The following is a 15748-nucleotide window of genomic DNA, read 5'->3' as shown; positions in this document are numbered from 1 at the left end:
TCACCCGGTGGGCAGCTCCAGTCTCAGGGCCTTCAGGCCGTTGATGAAGTTGGACGTCAGACGGCGCGGAGGCTCTGCCAGGCGCGGTGGTGCCGGCAGCGCGGTGCGGAACTCGTCGTAGAGCGCGGCGAGTTGGAGGCGGGCGAAGTGGGCGCCCAGGCAGACGTGGGGGCCGTCGCCGAAGGAGACGTGGGGGTTGGGGGAGCGGGTCAGGTCGAGGCGGTACGGGTGTGGGAAGACGCGTTCGTCGTGGTTGGCGGAGGCGTGGAGGACGACCACCTTCTCGCCCGCCCGGATCCGCGTTCCCGCCAGCGTGGTGTCGTGCGTGGCGGTGCGCCGGAAGGACAGCACGGGGGGATGGCGCCGCAGCAACTCGTCGACCGCCGTCCCCAGTGGCGCCTCGCCGTCGCACAGCTTCCGGTACGCGTCAGGGTGCCGGGCGAGCAGCAGCAGGCCGCCTGGAGCGGCGGAGCGTACGGTGTCGTTGCCCGCCACGACCAGCAGGAAGAAGAACATCTCCAGCTCGCGGACGGTCAGTTCGGCGTCGGCGGCCAGCGCCGTCAGCACGTCCTCGCCCGGGTGGCGGCGCTTGTGGGCGGCCAACTCGCGCGCGTAGCCGAACATGTCGGCGAGCGCGGACGGCGAGCGGGGATCGACCGGCCGGCCGCTCGCCGTGGGCGTGTCGGCGGCCTCGTCGGGGTCCTGGTAGCCGATGACCCGCCGTGTCCAGTGCAGCAGCAGACCCCGGTCGGTCGGCGGCACCCCCAGCAGATCGGTGAGGTTCAGCAGCGCGTACTCGTCGGTGACCCGCGCGACCACATCGCACGTGCCGTCTCCCGCCCGCGCCTGCGCCAGGGCCCCGGCCACCAGGAAGCGGGCCCGCTCGCGCACCGCCTCCCGGAAGCGCGCCACCCGCCCGGGCGTGAAGGCCCGGCTCACCAGCCTGCGCAGCCGCAGATGGTGTGGCGGGTCCTGGTTGAGCATCATCCGCCGGATGAACGGCAGGTCGGCCGGGTCGGGGTCACGGATCTGGGTGGCGCCCAGGTACGAGGAGTACGTGGCCGAGTCCTTCAGGACGCGCACCACGTCGGCGTGCCGGGTGACGGCCCAGAAGCCGGGACCCGCGGGCCACCCCAGCACCTCCGGCTCGTCCTGCCAGGCCACCGGGCAGTGGTCGCGCAGCAACCGGTACCGCCCGTACGGCACGCCGCGCGCGTACCGCCGGGGGTCGAAGACGTCCGGCACCGCGCCTCGCCGGACCTCAGCCCGCACGACCGCCGCCCCCGCCGGGCTCCTCCGCGTCGTCGGCGCGCAGGAAGTCCTCGACGGCACGGATGAGTTCGAGCGGCGTCTCGTCCATCGCGTAGTGACCTGCCGATACGAGCTCGACGAGTTCGCCGCGCTTGAACCAGCGCATCCAGGTCCCGCGCTGCACCCCGGCGGTCAGCGCCGGGTCCAGCGCGCCCACGACGACCAGCGCGGGCACGGTGGAGCCGTCGACGCCGCCGTGGAAGTCCTCGCCCGCCCAGGACGCGAACCATGCGTGGAAGGCCGCAGGGTCGCTGCGCTCCATCGACCCGCGCACCATGCGGTCGAGCCAGGCGGCGGGACGGCGGCTGCCGGTGGTGAAGTCGATGATGGCGCGGCGGTTGCCCGGCGAACGAGCGGCGCCGTCGAACAACTCGTGCTGCTCCGGCGGCAGCGGCAGTCCGGACGCCGGGACCGGTGAGACACCGACCAGCCGGCGCACCCGCTCCGGCGCGAGCGCCACCACGCGCTGCGCGACGCTGCCGCCCATCGAGTGGCCGATCACCGAGAACCGTCGCCACCCCAGGTGGTCGGCGAGCGCGATCACGTCCTCTGCGCCCTCTGCCGTCGTGAACGCGCCGGGCGCGTCGCGGGCCTCGCCGTAGCCGCGCAGGTCCACCATCGCGTACTGGAACGCCTCGCGGTCGAGGTCGGCCAGCAGCGGATCGTACGCGGACCGGTCCGCGAACCATCCGTGGACGGCGATCACCTTGTGCGGACCGGCACCGTGCAGTGAGTGGGGCAGGACCAGTGGGCTCACTCCGACTCCCGTCGCCGTACGCGCCCCGGACGGCCCGGCACCGCCCGCGCTGCCGCGTCGCCACCACGGTGGCGCCCGCCGTCCCGCAGCGCAAGAGCCCGTTCGTGTGGCCGCGTCCGCCGCGGCCACACGGCCCTCGCGTCCGCGGGCGGGGGCCGGCTGCGGATCCGCGAGCGCCGCGGACGGCCGCGTCCGTCCAGGTTGAGGGCGGTCAGGAACCGCAGCGGCCCTTGCCCGGGCCGCCCAGGTGGAAGGAGGTGCGGGTGACCGAACCCGCGTCGTAGTAGTCGGGGCTGGTGGTCTGCACGGTCAGGGCCGGGTGGTCCGCGCTGCCGTACAGCCGGAATCCGGCGATCCAGGAGGACCGCCACGACGTGCCGGGACGGCCGTTGCCCATCTGGGTGCAGGACGGCACGTCGGAGGCGTCGGCCGCGACCTCGCCGAACGCGGTGATCTTCTGGGCGCTGGTGTACGTGCCGTTCCACAGCGAACCGGGGAAGTAGCCGACCGCGTGGCCGTCGTAGAAGATCCACCAGTCGCCGCCCAGCTCGCGGATGGCGAAGCTCCCGGCGTGGCCGGGCGGCAGTGGCATACCGGGCGTGACGGTGTGCGAGACCTGCACGAAGCCGCAGCCGTTGTAGCAGGACTCCTGGCCGTCCACCCAGTGGTAGACGAACAGGTGCGGCCTGCCGTCGCCGTCGTTCACCTGGCGGTCCACGGTCCAGCCGACCTCCACGGTGGAGGTCTGTCCGGTGTTCTGCAGGGCCAGCTCCTGGAGCGAGTGCTCGTCCTGCCGGCCGGGGTCGACCACTGGCTCGGCGATCTCCATGCGGACGCTCGCACCGGTCGCGTCCGTGATCTGGCGACCGTAGACGTAGTCGTAGCAAGCGCCGTACCAGCACGTCGGGTTGTCCGTCCCCGCGCTGACCGCCCCGGCGGCCGGGGGAGCGGAGGGCAGTGGCCGGGGCGCGGCCTGCGCGAACGGGCCGGTCAGCAGGGTGAGCGCGGCAGCGGCGGCGGTCAGCCCCACCGTGAGGCGAGTGCGTATGCGCATGAGGGGTCTCCGTCGGTCGGATGGGGGGAGAGGAGGGCGGCGGGTCAGGCGCCGGGCGGGCGGTGACCGGACGCGCCGGAAAGCGGATGTAAGTGCTCAACTAACTTCACTTACATAGGGAGTTAAGCTAGACCGGAAGGCGGCGGCTGACAAGGTTTCCGCTGGGACTCCGGTCCGCACAGGCCCGGCCGGGAAGGGGAGGGGTGGCCATGTCCACGGGAAGCGGGGACTGCGGCGAGGACTGGCGCTCCCAGGCGCGATCCGGCGCTCCGTCCGGGACGCGGCCCCGCACACCATCCGGTACACCCTCCGGCGCGCCGTCCGCCGACGCGCGGTCCAGCGCCAAGGAGATCGGCGCCCGCATCCAACGCCTGCGCAGTGAACAAGAATTGACGCAGCGTCAGCTCGCCGGGACGCGGTACACCGCCGCCTACGTCTCGACCGTGGAGGCGGGCAAGGCCCGCGCCTCGCAGACCGCCCTGCGCTATCTGGCCGAACGGCTCGGGACGACCTACGAACAGCTCGCCGAAGGCGTCCCCGCGGGCCTGCGCGCCGAGCTGCGCGAAGGCCTCGGCGAGGCGGACCGCCTGGCCGACGAGGGCTCGGGCGATCGCGCGGAGCAGACCCTCGTAGACCTCCTCGAACGCGCTGCGCGCCACGGACTCCCCGACATCCAGGCCGACATCAACGTCGCCCTGGGACACTGCATGCTGCGCCGGGGCGGGCTCGCCGAGGCCCGCGAGTGCTTCGACCGCGCCCTGGCCCTGCTGGCCGACCAGCCGCTGCCCGCCCGCGTCCGGGCCATCCGAGGCCAGGCCATCGCGCACCAGCTCGGCGGCGACATCCGCTACTCCTGCTACCTGCTGGAGCAGACCATCGACGAGCTGAACGGCGGTGGGCTCCCCGACCCGGCCGCGCTGCTCCTGCTCTACGCCACGATCATCACCCCGTACCTCGACATGGGTGCCCTGGAACGCGCCGCCAAGGCCGCCGATCTCGCCCTCGACCTCGCGCCCCGCGTCGCCGACCCCGTGGCGGTCGCCGGACTGCACCGCTCGGTGGCCCGCACCCTGGCCGGCGGGGGACGGTTCGACGAGGCCGAGGCGTACCTCGTCAAGGCGCAGGAGGTCTACGAGCAGTGGCAGATCCGGGCCGAACTGGCCCAGTGCCACTGGATGCGCGGCTATCTGCACACGCAGCACGGCCGCCTGGCCGAGGCGGAGGACGAACTGACGCGCGCGCTGGGGATGTTGCGCTCCACGGGCGCCGCGTTCTACGCCGCCCAGGTCGAGGTCGAACTCGCCGACGTGCGCTTCAGGCGCGGCCACGGCGCCGACGCGGAGCACCTCCTCACCGCGCTGCTCGACGGGCTCGGTCCCGGCCACGGCGCCGTGCACGCCGCCGCCGCGCACCGGCTGCTCGGCCTGATCCGCGAGCAGCGAGGTGACCTGGCCGACGCGGAACGGCACTACCGGGCCGCGCTGCCGCTCCAGGAGGAGGCCGACGCCGCGGGCGATCTCGCCGACACCGCGCGACTGCTGGGCGACCTGCTGGAGCGGCAGGGCCGCCTGGAGGACGCCATCGCCGCCTACCGGCGCGGCCTGACCGGCCTGGCCCGCCCCGGCACCACGACCCTCGGCCCCGCCCCCGCCCCGCCGCCCGTCACCTCCCGGCCGGTGCGGTGACGCCGGCCACGCCCACCCGTCGCGGCCAGTCCCGTGGCACGCGTTCCAGCACACCGCCCGCGAAGACGTCGTACAACGGCAGCGATTCCAGGTGCACGTAGCCGATGTGGCAGTCGCACACGCCGAGCGGGCACGGCTCCAGCTCGGCCGCGAAGTCGTCCTCGGGCCTTGCGCCGAAGCGTTCGCGGTACGAGGCCGTCGCCAGCCCCTCGGCCTGGAGCAGCGACTGCACGAGGTGGCGGCGGCGTGACTCCCGCGCGTTCATCCACCAGCCGACCTCGGCCACGTCGAAGTCGGACGCGGGCCGCGCCACCTAGTCGACCACGATGCCCTTGATCTCGGTCAAGTCGACACGGGCGCGGACCGGAACGGGACGAGCGCGAAAGCGTCCCGCGGGGCGGTCGTGGCGTGGGCTGGAACGAGGCGGTCGTGGCGTGCGCCCGACCGGCGTCGCGCTCAGGTGCCGCGAGGGGAAGGCCGTGCGTCCGAGGTGGAGCCGTCGTCCCGGCCGGAGTCGCCTTCGTCGCGGTGGCGGTCGCCTCGGTAGGTCAGACCGCCCATCATGAAGACGATCGTGCCGGCCACGAAGGCGATCACTGCCAGGGAGACGCCGATGGTCTCCAGAGCGATCATGCTGTCCCCCTCGGAAGGAGCGGTCCGCGTGAGGGCGTGCCTCCTGCCAGGCTAACCCGCGGCCCCGCCCGCCGCGATCCAGGCCGCCGCCCGCCCCCGTACGGCGGTGACCCGGGCCGAAGGCCGTCGTGACCTCGGCCGAAGGTGGCCCGTGACCTCGGCCGAAGGCGTCCATGGCCCGGGTCGAAGGCGGCCATGGTCCGGGCGGGCCGAAGTGCGGTCGTGGCCGCCCGCGAACGCTGAGCGGGGCGGCCACGACCTGTGCGCAGGCCGCGCCTACACGGATCGCCCGGGACCGGGCAGGAAGCCCGTGCCGACGAAGTACGACAAGTACGTCAGCAGTGTCCGTTCCGTCAGCGCGGGCAGGTTCGGGCCCGACGCCGCCACCGCGCGGTGGGTCAGCGACGAGTCGAACGACCGGTGCGCGCGGTGGGCGCGGTCGCCCGGCCCCTCCTGCCTGCCGCCCAGGAACAACTGCGCCGCGTTGTCCCGCTGTTCGGCTATCCGCTTGCGCCAGCGGTCGAGCGGCAGCTCCCGCACGGTGTACCCCATGGTCCGCGCCGCCGCGAAGACCTGGTCGAGCGTCGGCGGTTGCGGATGGGTGAGGTGGAAGACGGAGCCGTCGGCCGCCGCACCGCTGCGCGCCAGCGCCACGATCGCGGAGCTGACGTAGTCCACCGGTATCCAGCCGGTCGACTCGGTCCCGCCCCGGGGCGCCGCGCCCGCCTGGAGGCAGCCCTTGATCAGCAGCCACAACAGGTCGCGGTCCTGGCAGGCCCCGGTCCGCGAGTCGCCCGACACCCGCCCGGGGCGGTAGACGGCGACCGGGACGCCGCGCTCGCGGGCGAGGCCCACGATCCGGTCGGCCACCCACTTGCTGCGCGAGTACCCGTCCGGCAGCCCGTTCACCGGGCCGGTCGGCGTCGTCTCGGTCACCGGCCCGTCGCCTGGCTCGCCCGGCGCGAAGACGCCGGTGGTCGACACGTAGTGCAGGCCGCTCGCGTCCGACTCGGCCACCAGGCGCAGCAGTTCCCGGGTGCCGCCGACGTTGGCGTCGCGCAGTTCGCCGTAGGGCGCGGCGAAGTTGACGTGGGCGCCGTTGTGGAAGACGGTGCCGAGCCCGCGTCGCAGCGCCGTCCGGGTCCGGTCGGTGAGCCCCAGCCCCGGCGCCGCCAGGTCCCCCGGCAGGGCCCGGATCATGTCGGCGTAACCCGCCCGCCACAGGCCGTACCGTTCCAGCGCGGAACGGAGCCGTTCCAGCCCCTGGGCCTCGTCACGGGCCCGCACCAGGCAGTCGACGGGGCTCTGCGAGGTCTCCAGCAGATCGCGCAGCAGGAACGCGCCGAGGAAGCCCGAGCCGCCCGTCAGCAGCGGTCGCCGTTCACCGAGCGACGTGACCAGCAGGGGCGACGGTGCCCGGCGGACATCCGGCGGTAGCGTCACGTCGCGCTCCGGGTCCGCGGTGTCCGCGTCGAACGGCACGGTGGCCGCCGCACGCCCGTCCGCCACCGGGTCGTGGGAGGTGGCGGCGCCGTCGAGCAGCCGCCGCACGCCGTCGACCGTGGGCGCGGCGAACAGCTCCCGCATTCCGGGCCTCACGCCGAACCGCGCCTCGATCCGCTGCGCCAGCCGCACCGCGAGCAGCGAGTGCCCGCCCGCCGCGAAGAAGTCGTCGTCCACGCCCACCGTCTCGCGGCCCAGGACCTCCGCGAACAGCTCGCACAGCGCCTTCTCGCGCTCCGTGGCCGGGGCGCGCGAGGTCGTGCCCGCGGTGTCGGGGCCAGGGGTGGGGAGCGCCCTGCGGTCGACCTTGCCGTTGGGGGTGAGCGGCAGCGCGTCCAGCGTGACGAACGAGGACGGCACCATGAAGTCCGGCAGCACCGCGGCCAGCGCCTCGCGGAACGCGCCGGAGTCCGCCGGGCCGCCCACCGCCTCGTCGCGCGGTGTCACGTACGCGACCAGCCTGCGGTCGCCCGGCCGGTCCTCCCGGACGGTGGCGCACGCCGCGCCGACGCCCGGCAGCGAGGCCAACGCCGCCTCGACCTCGCCGAGTTCGACGCGGAAGCCGCGCACCTTGACCTGGTCGTCGGCGCGCGCGAGGTATTCCAGCTGCCCGTCGCCGTTCCAGCGCACCACGTCCCCGGTGCGGTACATCCGGCCTCCGGCGGGGCCGAACGGGTCGGCCACGAAGCGGCAGGCGGTCAGGCCGGGACGGCGCAGGTAGCCGCGGGCCAGCCCGTCGCCCGCGAGGTACAACTCGCCCGTGACGCCCGGCGGCACCAGCCGCAGCCGGTCGTCGAGGACGTAGACCCGCGTGTTGTCGACCGGCACCCCGATCGGCACCCTCCGCCCCGGTCCTCCGCCGGCCCGTGTGGCCTGGGGGGTCTGGTACGGGCTCATGGTCGCGCAGACCGTCGACTCGGTCGGCCCGTAGGCGTTGACGAGTCTGCGGCCTGGCGCCCACTGGTCGACCAGCGCGGGCGGGCAGGCCTCTCCGGCGAGCACCAGCGTGGTGCCCTCCGGCACCCCGGCCCCGGTCGGCATCACCGCCAACGCGGCCGGAGGAAGCGTGAGATGGGTGACCCCGCGCTCGGCGAGCAGACCGGCCAGCGCCGGGCCGGGCAACGACCGCTCCCGCTCAGCCAGTTCGAGGCGGGCACCGGTCAGCAGCCCCATGCAGGTCTCCCAGAAGGCCGCGTCGAAGCTCACCGACGCCAGTTGCAGCACCCGGCTGGACACGCCGACGCCCAGCCGTTCCACCTGTGTGCGCACCATGGCGGCCACGCCCCGGTGGGTGACGACGACGCCCTTCGGCCTGCCGGTCGAACCGGAGGTGTGGATGACGTACGCGGGGTGCGCGGGCAGCAGTGGCGACCGCGCCCGGCTCGCTGCGTTCGGGCTCGGCCACGTGTCCGGGTCGTCCAGTGCGATGACGGGTACGCCTTGCGTCGGCAGCTCCGCCCGCAGCGCCGACGTGGTGATCAGCAGGGCCGGAGCCGCGTCCTGGAGCATGAAGGCGACGCGCGCCGTGGGATAGCCCGGGTCGACCGGCTGGTAGGCGGAGCCCGCCGTGAGGATCGCCAGCATCGCCACGACCATCCGGGCCGACCGGGGCACCGCGAGCGCCACCACGTCCTCCGGACCCACGCCCGCCGCCGCGAGGCGGCCCGCCAAACCCCCTACAAACTTATGTAGTTGACGGTAAGTCAGCTCCTCCGTGTCGTCGCGGACGGCGACCGCGTCCGGTGTGCGGGCGACCTGCTCGGCGAAGAGTTCCGGCACCGTCGACGGCGCCGGAGTGCGCACCGGACCGCGCCCCCACTCCTCCAGCAGTGTCGTGCGCTCGGGCGCCGTCAGCGGATCGTAGGCGCGCACCGGCCGGTCGGGATCGCGCACCACCTGTGCCAGCAGTCCGGCGAGGCGGTCGAGCAGCCGTCGCACCGTCGCGCGGTCGAACAGCTCCGTGGAGTAGTCCACGTCCGCCCGCAGCACCCGCGCCCCGTCCGTGGCGTCCCGGGTCTCGGCGAAGGCGAAGGACAGGTCGAACTTGGCCGCGCCGGTACCCACCCGCACCGGGCTCGCGGTGAGCCCGGGCAGGTCGAGGGCGACGTCGGCGTCGTGGTTCTGGAGCACCAGCATGACCTGGAAGAGCGGATGGTGGTTCTGGGAACGCGCCGGGTTCAGCGCCTCGACCAGGCGCTCGAACGGCAGGTCGGCGTTGGCGTAGGCGGCGAGGTCGAAGTCCCGGACCCGGTCGAGCAGTTCGCGGAACGTGGGATCGCCCGACAGGTCGGTGCGCAGGACGAGGGTGTTGACGAAGAAGCCCACCAGGTCGTCCAGCGCCGCGTCACCGCGCCCCGCCACCGCCGTGCCCAGCGGGATGTCGTCGCCCGCGCCGTGCCCGGCCAGCAGGACCGACACGGCTGCCTGCAACACCATGAACAGGCTGCACCCGGCGTCCCGGGCCAACGCGGCGAGCCCTTCGCGCACCCGCTCGCCGAGCACGAGGGACAGGGTGTCGCCCGCGTGGGTGAGCGTCGCCGGACGCGGCCGGTCCAGCGGCAGCGGCAGCACCTCGGGTACCCCGTCGAGCGCCTTGCGCCAGAACGCCAACTGACGTGCGAGGGGGCTGCTGTCGTCCGCCTCGTCGCCCAGCGTCCGCTGCTGCCACAGCGTGTAGTCCGCGTACTGGACCGGCAGCTGCTCCCAGCCGGGTGCCGTGCCCTCCAGTCTCGCCCGGTACGCGGTCTCCAGATCACGTGCCAACGGCCCCAGCGACCATCCGTCAGCCGCTATGTGATGCAACGTCAGGACGAGTACGTGAGAGCGTGCCGCCAGCCGCAGCAGGCGGGCCTGCAACGGCACCCGGCTGAGGACGTCGATCGGCTCGGCGACCGCGCGGGCGATCCGGCCGTCCAGCTCCGGCTCCTCGACGTCGTCCACCTCGAAGTCCAGGTACACCCGCTCCGGGGCCAGCACCACCTGCTCGGGCGTCCCCTTCCGCTCGGGGAAGACGGTGCGCAGCGCCTCGTGGCGGGCCACCACGTCCGCGACCGCCGCGCGCAGCGCCGCGACGTCCAGCGTGCCCTCCAGCCGCACCGCCAGCGGGATGGTGTACGTCGCGTCAGGACCCGTGAGGCGTCCCAGGAACCACAGGCGCCGCTGCGCGAACGACAGCGGCAGCACTTCGGGCCGCTCCTGCCGGGTCAGCGCCTCACGCGCCGCGCCCGCGCCGTCGAGCGCCACGGCGAGCGACGCGACGGTGGGGTGGTCGAAGAGGGTGCGCACCTCCAGCTCCACGTCCAGCACCGCACGGATCCGGCCGACCAGACGGGTGGCGAGCAACGAGTGCCCGCCGAGCGCGAAGAAGTCGTCGTGCGCGCCCACCCGTTCGGCGCCCAGCACGTCGCAGAACACCTCGGCGAGCAGTTCCTCGCGCGCGCCGCGCGCAGGCCGCCCGCCCGGCCCGCCCGCCACGCGCGGCACCGGCAGCGCACGCCGGTCCACCTTCCCGTTCGGGGTGAGCGGCAGGGCGTCCAGCGTGACGAACGCCGACGGCACCATGTAGCCCGGCAGCGTGCGCCCCACGTGCGCCGCGAGGGCCGCCGCGTCGAGACCGCCGCCGCCGTCCCGCACCACGTACGCCACCAGCCTGCGGTCCCCGGCCAGGTCCTCGCGCACCACCACGCACGCCGCCGCGACCCCCGGCGCGCCCAGCACGGCGCCCTCGACCTCGCCGAGTTCGATGCGGTGGCCGCGCAGCTTGACCTGCCCGTCGGCGCGCGCCACGTAGGCGATGCGCCCGCGCTCGTCCCAGCGGACCAGGTCCCCGGTGCGGTACATCCGGCCCCCCGCCTTGCCGAAGGGGTCGGCCACGAAACGGGTGGCGGTCAGGGCGGGGCGGTCCAGGTAGCCGCGCGCCACGCCCGTGCCGGACAGGTACAATTCGCCGACGGCACCGGGCGGCACCGGGCGCAGGTCCCGGTCGAGCACGTACGCGCGCACCCCGTCCAGCGGCCGTCCGATCGGCGGCACCCCGGTGGCCCCCCCGGGCGCGTCCTCCTCAGGTTCGATCACGTGACCCGTGGCGAACGTGGTGGTCTCGGTCGGGCCGTAGACGTTGACGACCTTCGTGCCCGGGCAGGCGGCCGCCGCACGCTGCGGCACCCCCGCCGTCGCCGTCTCTCCGCCGCAGGCCACCAGCCGCACCCCGTACAGCAGCCGGGGATCGGTCTCCACCACGAGGTTGAACAGCGCCGTGGTGAGGAACAACGCGGTGACCCGCTCACTCTCCAGGATCCGGCCCAGCTCACGCGGCTCCAGGGACCCGGGCGGCGCCACCACGACCCGGCCGCCGCGCAGCAGCGGCACCCAGATCTCGAAGGTCGACGCGTCGAAGACGTACGCGGAGTGCATCAGCACCGCGTCGGCCACCCCGCCGTCCCACAGGCCGTCCAGGGCGAGCGCGGCCACGTCCGTGTGGCGCACGCCCACCGCCTTGGGCGCGCCGGTCGACCCGGAGGTGAACATCACGTAGGCCAGCCGTTCGCCACCCGGCGGCACGTCCGGCAGCGGCCCCGGGGCCTCGGGTGCGCCGGCCACCACACCCCCCGCGCCGTCGACCACCACCACCGGCACGCCGGCCTCCGCCACCCAGGCGTGCCCGGCCAGGTCCTCGCCGACCACCAGCACGCGCGGCTTCGCGACTGCGGTGACCTGGCGCAGGCGCTCCACCGGCCAGCGCGGGTCCAACGGCACGTAGGCACCGCCCGCGCGCACGACGGCCAGGGACGCGGTGACCACGGCGGCCGACCGCCCGGCCAGCACCGCGACCCCGTCCTCCGCCGCGACGCCCAGCCCGGTCAGGCAGGAGGCCAACGCCGCGCTGAGGCCGTCGAGTTGGGCGTAGGTGAGCTGCCGGCCGGAGCCGCCCACGGCCACGGCGTCCGGGTGGGCGGCCACTCGCGCCGCGAACAGCTCCGGCAGGCTCGCAGCCGCCACGCCATCGGGCTCACCGGCGCCGCGCCCGGCCGCCAGCAGCCGGTCACGCTCGCCGTCGAGCAGCACCGGCAGGTCCTCGACGGGCCGCTCCAGGCCGTCCGCGAACGCCTCCAGCAGCAACCGCAGCCGCCCTGCCAGCGCCGTGACTCGTTCCTCACCGAAGGCGTCCGCGCGGTACCCGAAGGTGACCCGCAGGCCGTCGCCCGGTGCGACGGTCACCGTGAGCGGGTAGTGCGCCGCGTCGGTGCCGCGCACACCCGTGATGGCCATCCCCGGCAGGTCCTCCTGGGCGCGGCGCAACGCCTCGGCGTCCATGGGGTAGTTCTCGAAGACGGCCAGGGTGTCGAAGAGCTCGTCCAGCCCGGTCAGCGCGCGGATCTCGGTCAATCCGACGTGCTGGGCACCCAGCACCCCCGCCTGTGCGTCCTGCAACCGCTCGAGCAGCGCCGCCACCGTGTCACCGGGGCGCACCGCGACGCGCACCGGAACGGTGTTGATGAACAGGCCCACCATCGTCTCGACGCCCGCGACCTGCGGTGGACGCCCCGAGACCGTGGTGCCGAACACCACGTCCGACTGCCCGGTGAGACGGTGCAGCAATATCCCCCAAGCGCCCTGCACCAGGGTGTTGAGGGTGAGCCGGTGACCACGCGCCCGCTCCCGCAGCCGCGCGGTGGTCTCCTCGCTCAGCTCCAGCGCGAACTGCCGCGGCAGGTCCGCGCCCGCCGCCGGCGCGGGACCGCGGCCCGACAGCAGCGTCGGCTCCTCGATCCCCGCCAGCGCCGCGCGCCACGCCTCGGTCGCCGCCGCGTGGTCCTGCCCGGCCAGCCACGCCAGGTAGTCGCGGTACGGGGCCACCCGAGGCATCCCGCGGTCGTCGCCGCCCCGCGCGTACAGCTCGAACAACTCCCGCACCAGCAACGGCATCGACCAGCCGTCCAGCACGATGTGATGGTTGGTCAGCACCAGCCGGTGGTCATGGTGTCCCATCCGCACCAGCGTGAAGCGCAGCAGCGGCGGCTCGGACAGGTCGAAGCGCCGCACCCGGTCCTCGGCCAGAAACGCCTCCAGCCGCTCGGCGCGCACCGCGTCGTCCTCAGCCGCGAGGTCCAGCTCCTCGAAAGCGGGCGCCACTTCGGCGGCCACCGCCTGCACCGGCTCGTCCAGGCCCTCGTGCAGGAATCCCACCCGCAGGCTGGCATGCCGGCGCAGCAGCCCCTTGGCCGCCGCGTACAACGCCGCCGCGTCCACCGGGCCCTCGATGTCGAAGACGAACTGCGCGGTGTAGACGTCCACCGCCTCGGAGTCGTACAGCGCGTGGAAGAGCATGCCCGCCTGCAACGGCGTCAGCGGCAGCACGTCCTGGAGCTCGAACCCGGTCACTTGCGTCCACCCCACTTGTTGCGCAGTCGGTCGATCTGGTTCTGGTTGAGCGACACCAACGGCAGGTCGGACGGCGTGTGCCCGCCCGCGTCCGGCTCCTGGGCGTACTCCGCGACCGCACGCAGCGCCCGCAGCCAGCCCTCGGCCAGCTCCTCCACGTCCTCCTCCTTCAGCAGATCCACCGGCCAGGTCAACTCCGCCACCAGGCACGGGCCGTCAGGCAGGTCCCGGGTGTGGGCGTTGATGTCCACCACGTGGGCGGCCGGCGCCTGCGGGTCCTGCGCACGCGGACCCGCGGCGTCCGGCATCGGCTGCCAGTCACCCGACGCGCCGGGCGAATTCGCGTACCGGCCCAGGTAGTTAAAGCCGATCTGCGGGGCCGTGCCGCGCAGGGCGGACGCGGTACGCGGGTTGAGATGACGCAGCAGCCCGAAGCCGATCCCACGGTCGGGAATCCGGCGCAACTGCTCCTTGACCCGTTTGACCGCCCGGTCCACCACGGCACCGTCGAGCGCCCGTGCTTCGTACCGGCTCACCGGACCCGGGTCGACACTCACCGGGTACACACTGGTGAACCAGCCGACCGTGCGCGACAGGTCCACCCCGTCGGCGATCTGCTGCTCACGGCCGTGCCCTTCGAGGTCCAGCAGGACAGCCGAGCCGCCGTCCCCTGACTTCTCGGCCCTGCGGCCCACCACGGCGAGCGCCAGCGCCGTGATCAGAACGTCGTCGACTCCCGCCCGGTAGGCGGCCGGAGCCGTGGTCAGCAGCGGCCGCGTCCAGCGCGCGGGCAGCGTGACCCGCAGCGTCCTGGTCCGGTCCGCCGTGTCCTGGTGCGGGTCCAGCGCCCGGTAGCCCAGGAGCGGGTCCGCCGTCCCCAACACCTCCAGCCAGAGCGGCAGTTCAGCGGCGCGCTCGTCACCGCGCGCTTCGGCCGTGAGCAGTTCCGCCCAGCGGCGGTACGAGGTCAGGACCGCGGGCAACGGCGCCGGGCCCGTCCCGCCCGCCGTCACGTGCTCCCACGCCGTCGCCAGGTCCGCGACGAGGATGCGCCACGACACCGCGTCCACCGCCAGGTGGTGGACGACCAGCAGCAGCCGGCCCGGCCGCGACGCCCCCGCGTCGAACCAGACCGCCTCCAGCACCACGCCCTGCGACGGACGCAGCCTCCGCCGCGCCGTCTCGGCCTCCCGGGACACCACGGCATCGACCTCTTCCCGGTCGAGCCCCGCGACATCGACCCTGGTCAGGCGGTCCCGGGCGGGCACGGCACCCTGCGGCAGCACCTCCAGGCCATGGCCCGCGCCGGGTGAGCCGGTGACGCGCAGCCGCAACGTGTCGTGGTGATCCACGAGCGCTTGCAGGGCCGCCGCGATCGACGCCTCGTCCGCCCCGGCCGGCGCACGCAGCACACTCGACTGGTTGTAGCCGTCCCGCGGCCCGGGGCGCTCCAGGAACCACGCCGCGATTGGCGTCAACGGCACCTGGCCCACCCCCGAGTCCGCCTCCGCCCGAGGCTCCGCACCGAGCGGCACGGCCGCCGAGGCGATGGCCTCCGGTGTGCGACGCGTGAACACGTCCCGCGCGGTGATCACCAGCCCCGCCTTGCGTGCCCTGCTGACCACCTGGATCGACATGATGCTGTCGCCGCCGAGCGCGAAGAAGTCGTCGTCCACGCCGACCTCCGCGACCCCCAGGGTCTCGGCGAACGCCGCGCACAGTGCCCGCTCCGCATCGGTACGCGGCGGCCTTGCCCCGGTGCGTTCCGCCACCGGGTCCGGGGCGGGCAGGGCGCGGCGGTCCACCTTGCCGTTGGGGAGCAGGGGGAGGGCGTCGAGGGTGACGAAGGCCGACGGGATCATGTACTCCGGCAGCCGTTCGGCGAGGTGGGCGCGCAGGCCGGCGGCGTCGGCGGGGCGGCCGTCGCGGGTCACCACGTAGGCGACGAGGCGGCGTACCCCTGGTTGGTCTTCGCGGAGTTGGGTGTGGGTGGTGGTGATGTGGGGGTGGGTGGTGAGGGTGGTGGTGATTTCGGTGGGTTCGATGCGGTGGCCGCGGAGTTTGATCTGGTCGTCGGTGCGGTTGGTGTGGTGGAGGTGTCCGTGGGTCCAGCGTGCTTGGTCGCCGGTGCGGTAGAGGCGGGTGCCGGGTGGTCCGTAGGGGTTGGGGATGAAGCGGGTTGCGGTGAGGGTGGGTTGGTTGAGGTAGTGGTGGGCGAGTCCGGGTCCGGTGAGGTAGAGCTCGCCGGTGGTGCCGGGGGGTACGGGTTGTAGGTGGTGGTCGAGGATGAGGGCGTGGGTGTTCCAGATGGGGTGGCCGATGGGGATGGCGGGGCCGGTGTCTTGTGGGGTGATGTGGTGTGCGGTGGCGTCGATGGTGGTTTCTGTGGGTCCGTAGAGGTTGTGGACTTCGGTGTGCCAGGTG

Annotated in this window: 7 protein-coding genes and 1 pseudogene; 1 reads left to right on the top strand and 7 read right to left on the bottom strand. The window is 74.1% G+C overall.

What is annotated here, in order from left to right; all coding sequences use genetic code 11:
* The 3 genes from CK485_RS26405 to CK485_RS26395 all read right to left on the bottom strand — a co-directional run bounded on the left by CK485_RS26405 (window position 1) and on the right by CK485_RS26395 (window position 3122).
* Complete coding sequence (locus CK485_RS26405; protein ID WP_109454456.1) at window positions 1-1272, bottom strand: cytochrome P450; 1272 nt, start codon at window positions 1270-1272, stop codon at window positions 1-3.
* Window positions 1262-2068 carry an alpha/beta hydrolase gene (locus CK485_RS26400; protein ID WP_109454455.1) on the bottom strand — a complete coding sequence of 269 codons (807 nt, stop codon included), beginning with the start codon at window positions 2066-2068 and terminating at the stop codon, window positions 1262-1264. Before CK485_RS26400 ends, CK485_RS26405 begins: the two co-directional genes overlap by 11 nt.
* Window positions 2069-2279: 211 nt before the next feature.
* Window positions 2280-3122, bottom strand: coding sequence for a neprosin family prolyl endopeptidase (locus tag CK485_RS26395; protein WP_109454454.1), 843 nt, complete (start codon window positions 3120-3122; stop codon window positions 2280-2282).
* A 209-nt stretch (window positions 3123-3331) separates the two neighbouring features.
* Between CK485_RS26395 and CK485_RS26390 the strand changes: the two genes are divergently transcribed.
* Complete coding sequence (locus CK485_RS26390) at window positions 3332-4807, top strand: tetratricopeptide repeat protein (RefSeq protein WP_109454453.1); 1476 nt, start codon at window positions 3332-3334, stop codon at window positions 4805-4807.
* Here CK485_RS26390 and CK485_RS26385 read toward each other — a convergent pair.
* The 4 genes and pseudogenes from CK485_RS26385 to CK485_RS26375 all read right to left on the bottom strand — a co-directional run.
* Window positions 4785-4940, bottom strand: a pseudogene (locus tag CK485_RS26385) (radical SAM protein); the annotation flags it as partial. The gene CK485_RS26390 and the pseudogene CK485_RS26385 sit on opposite strands and share 23 nt — an antisense overlap.
* 323 nt (window positions 4941-5263) lie before the next feature.
* The gene (locus tag CK485_RS28855) at window positions 5264-5440 is read right to left on the bottom strand and encodes a hypothetical protein (protein ID WP_158288247.1); all 177 of its coding nucleotides are present in this window, start codon (window positions 5438-5440) and stop codon (window positions 5264-5266) included.
* A gap of 276 nt (window positions 5441-5716) precedes the next feature.
* The gene (locus CK485_RS26380) at window positions 5717-13324 is read right to left on the bottom strand and encodes a non-ribosomal peptide synthetase (RefSeq protein ID WP_109454452.1); all 7608 of its coding nucleotides are present in this window, start codon (window positions 13322-13324) and stop codon (window positions 5717-5719) included.
* Window positions 13321-15748 (bottom strand): condensation domain-containing protein (locus CK485_RS26375; RefSeq protein WP_146214597.1); only part of this gene is annotated, 2428 nt, incomplete at its 5' end. The genes CK485_RS26375 and CK485_RS26380, both read right to left, overlap by 4 nt.

This window comes from Streptomyces sp. ICBB 8177, from assembly GCF_003144095.1.
In the GTDB taxonomy this organism is placed as follows: domain Bacteria; phylum Actinomycetota; class Actinomycetes; order Streptomycetales; family Streptomycetaceae; genus Streptantibioticus_D.
This window is presented reverse-complemented; position numbering and strand designations above follow the sequence as displayed.

Bases quoted from the DNA above. Each gene is read 5' to 3' on its own strand.
- CK485_RS26395 (WP_109454454.1), bottom strand. From the start codon at position 3,122: ATGCGCATACGCACTCGCCTCACGGTGGGGCTGACCGCCGCCGCTGCC.
- CK485_RS26390 (WP_109454453.1), top strand. From the start codon at position 3,332: ATGTCCACGGGAAGCGGGGACTGCGGCGAGGACTGGCGCTCCCAGGCG.
- CK485_RS28855 (WP_158288247.1), bottom strand. From the start codon at position 5,440: ATGATCGCTCTGGAGACCATCGGCGTCTCCCTGGCAGTGATCGCCTTC.